At 63.0% G+C, this 3,331-nt stretch carries 4 protein-coding genes; 1 reads left to right on the plus strand and 3 read right to left on the minus strand.

Going from position 1 to position 3,331, the window contains the following annotated elements; translation table 11 throughout:
* Nucleotides 1–43 precede the first annotated feature (43 nt).
* The 3 genes from ACT3TS_RS19430 to ACT3TS_RS19440 all read right to left on the minus strand — a co-directional run bounded on the left by ACT3TS_RS19430 (nucleotide 44) and on the right by ACT3TS_RS19440 (nucleotide 2,334).
* The gene (locus tag ACT3TS_RS19430; RefSeq protein ID WP_444533175.1) at nucleotides 44–469 is read right to left on the minus strand and encodes a DUF3151 domain-containing protein; all 426 of its coding nucleotides are present in this window, start codon (nucleotides 467–469) and stop codon (nucleotides 44–46) included.
* A 1-nt stretch (nucleotide 470) separates the two neighbouring features.
* A complete protein-coding gene (gene fbaA / locus ACT3TS_RS19435) occupies nucleotides 471–1,493 on the minus strand; it encodes a class II fructose-bisphosphate aldolase (protein ID WP_444533176.1) in 1,023 nt (340 codons plus the stop codon).
* 220 nt (nucleotides 1,494–1,713) lie between these two features.
* Nucleotides 1,714–2,334 (minus strand): TrmH family RNA methyltransferase, encoded by a 621-nt coding sequence (locus tag ACT3TS_RS19440; RefSeq protein WP_444533178.1) that lies wholly within the window; start codon nucleotides 2,332–2,334, stop codon nucleotides 1,714–1,716.
* Nucleotides 2,335–2,503: 169 nt separating this feature from the next.
* Here ACT3TS_RS19440 and ACT3TS_RS19445 point away from each other — a divergent pair, with 169 nt between their 5' ends.
* The gene (locus ACT3TS_RS19445; RefSeq protein ID WP_444533177.1) at nucleotides 2,504–3,298 is read left to right on the plus strand and encodes an HAD-IIA family hydrolase; all 795 of its coding nucleotides are present in this window, start codon (nucleotides 2,504–2,506) and stop codon (nucleotides 3,296–3,298) included.
* Nucleotides 3,299–3,331: the final 33 nt, after the last annotated feature.

Consider the following 3,331-nt stretch of genomic DNA (forward strand, 5'->3'; position numbering starts at 1 on the left):
CCCCCCGCATAACCCCAAAACGCCGTCCTTTTTGTGGAAAGCCTTAGAGCGCGGCTTCGATCGCGGCTGTTGCCAGCGGATCAGAGTCGTTCAGGAACGTGGAAATCCGTGCAGCCTCGTCAGCTTCACCGATGGCGCCTGCCGCCCGGCCCAGCGCGTAGAGCGCGCGCAGGAATCCGCGGTTGCCCTCGTGCGAATAAGGGACCGGACCCGTGCCGCGCCAGCCATTGCGGCGCAGCGAATCCAGGCCGCGGTGGTAGCCGGTGCGTGCGTAGGCGTAGGACTCGATGGTCCGGCCCTCCGCATACGCCTCGTCCGCCAGGATGGCCCACAGGAGCGAGGACGTCGGGTTCGCGGCAGCCAAATCAACTGCCTCATCCCCTGCATCCAACCGGGCCTGGACATCCACCTCGGCCGGGAGCAGCGTGGGCTCCGGGCCGAGGAGGTTCTTGCGGAATTCGTCGCTCATGCTACTTGAACGTCTTGCCTGCGGAGCCGAGCTGCGAGGCAGCCTCAACGACGCGTGCCGCCAGGCCCTTTTCGGCCGAGGCGCCCCAGACGCGGGGGTCGTAGGTCTTCTTGTTGCCAACGTCGCCGTCAACCTTCAGGACTCCGTTGTAGTTGGTGAACATGTGGTCGACCACCGGACGCGTGTAGGCGTACTGGGTGTCGGTGTCGATGTTCATCTTGATGACGCCGTAGGAAACAGCATCGGAAATTTCCTGGTCGGAGGAGCCTGAACCGCCATGGAAGACCAGGTCGAACGGGTTTTCCTTGCCGAGCTTGGCGCCAACGGCGGCCTGGATTTCCTTCAGGATTTCCGGGCGCAGCTTGACGTTCCCGGCCTTGTACACGCCGTGCACGTTGCCGAAGGTCAGTGCCGTGATGTAGCGGCCGTTTTCGCCGGAGCCCAGCGCTGCAACAGTGGCCAGGCCGTCTTCGATGGTGGAGTACAGCTTGTCGTTGATGGCGTTTTCAACGCCGTCTTCCTCGCCGCCGACAGCACCAATTTCAACTTCAAGGATCATCTTTGCTGCGTGCGTGCGGGCCAGCAGTTCGCGGCCGATGCGCAGGTTGTCCTCGAGGGTTTCAGCTGAGCCGTCCCACATGTGCGAGTTGAAGATCGGGTCGCGGCCGGCCTTGACCTCTGCTTCGGAGGCAGCCAGCAACGGCAGCACAAAGCCGTCCAGCTTGTCCTTGGGGCAGTGGTCGGTGTGCAGGGCCACGTTGATGGGGTAGTTCTTGGCAACTTCGCGGGCGAATGCTGCGAAGCCCAGGGAGCCGGCAACCATGTCCTTCACGCCTGCGCCGGACCAGTAGGCGCCGCCGCCGGTGGAAACCTGGATGATGCCGTCAGTTCCGGCATCGGCAAAGCCCTGGAGGGTTGCGTTGAGAGTCTGTGAGGATGTCACGTTGACCGCGGGGTAGGCGAATCCGCCAGCCTTGGCGCGGTCGATCATTTCGGCATACTTGTCCGGTGTTGCGATGGGCATTAAAAGCTCCTCTGGGCTGAACGGTACTAAGAGTCTGGCAACAGGCCAGCTCCCGCATGGCTTCCTCCATCTTAGCCAGTGCACCCAAAGTCTCGAAGAAGATGAAGTTTCCGCCCAGCTTTTGGACTTTCAGGATCGAGTTTGCACTTATTGGACGAGGAAAGCGGTATCCCGGTGTTATTGGTCCAATAAGTGCAAACTCGAACCGGGGGCGGCGCGTCTAACCCCCCACGCTTTGGTTGAACACGTGCCGGCGGATCCAGGCGTGCATGGCGATGCCCGCAGCAGACGCGGCGTTGATGGAACGGGTGGAGCCGAATTGTTCAATGGATAGCGTGGTTTGCGCCGCGGCATGCACCTCGTCACTGAGCCCGGGGCCTTCCTGGCCAAACACGAAGACGCAGTTGCGGGGCAGTTCATACGTTTCCAGCTTTTCCGAGTCCGGAAAGATGTCGATGCCGATGACAGCCAAACCTTCATGCTCCGCCCAGGCGACGAAGTCCTCAACTGTGGGGTGGTGGCGGACGTGCTGGTAGCGGTCGGTGACCATGGCTCCGCGCTTGTTCCACCGCCGTCGGCCGATGATGTGCACCTCTTTGGCGAGGAAGGCGTTGGCGGTGCGCACCACGGTGCCAATGTTCATGTCGTGCTGCCAGTTTTCAATGGCGACATGGAAGTCGTGCCGGCGGGTGTCCAACTCGGCAACGATGGCGTCCATGCTCCAGTACCGGTACTCGTCCAGGACGTTGCGGCGGTCGCCCTCGGCCAGCAGCTCGGGATCCCAATGGTCGCCTTCCGGCAGCTCGCCCGCCCACGGGCCGACGCCCACTTCATGGTGCAGCTCGGGGTATTCGGGCGTCTCGGCGGGGGTGTTCGCGTCCGGCGCGGGGGAAGGGTTGTTGGAATTGCTCACCGGTTAACTTTAGCCGTTCGGACACCGCGGCATTCCCGGACCTGCGGAGGCATCTGACAGACTGGGGTGCAACACCTTTGCCCCACCAGGAGGAACCATGAGCAACGTGCAATCACGCCAGCCCGGAGACATCGAATGCTGGCTCACAGACATGGACGGCGTTCTGGTCCACGAAAACAAGGCCGTCCCCGGCGCCGCAGACTTGATCCAGCGGTGGGTGGACACCTCCAGGCGATTCCTGGTGCTGACCAACAACTCCATCTACACCCCGCGCGACCTTGCTGCCCGCCTGAAGGCTTCCGGGTTGGAGGTGCCGGAGGAAAATTTGTGGACCTCGGCCCTGGCCACCGCCCAGTTCCTCAAGGCTCAGATGCCGCACGGACGCGCCTACGTCATTGGCGAGGCTGGATTGACGACGGCGCTGCACGAGGCGGGCTTCATCCTCACCGACCACAAGCCCGACTATGTGGTGTTGGGCGAAACCCGCACCTACTCCTTTGAGGCCATCACCAAGGCCATCCGCCTCATTGGCGCCGGGGCCCGGTTCATCGCCACCAATCCAGATGCCACCGGGCCGTCCGCCGAGGGCCCGCTGCCCGCCACGGGCGCCATTGCCGCCTTGATCACCAAGGCCACCGGCCGGGAACCCTACATTGTGGGCAAGCCAAACCCGATGATGTTCCGTTCGGCCATGAACCGGATCCAGGCACACTCGGAAACGACGGCGATGATCGGCGACCGCATGGACACCGACATCATCGCCGGCATGGAAGCCGGGCTGCACACTGTGCTGGTGTTCACCGGCATCACCCGGCCCGAAGACATTGACGCTTACCCATTCCGCCCGGACCAGGTCATGAACTCCGTGGCCGATCTTCTGGACCACCTTTAACTAGCTGAGCGGTTGTGCCGGGGGGGGTGGCCC

Origin of the sequence: Specibacter sp. AOP5-B1-6 (assembly GCF_052376555.1) — a bacterium.
Taxonomy (GTDB): Bacteria; Actinomycetota; Actinomycetes; order Actinomycetales; family Micrococcaceae; genus Specibacter.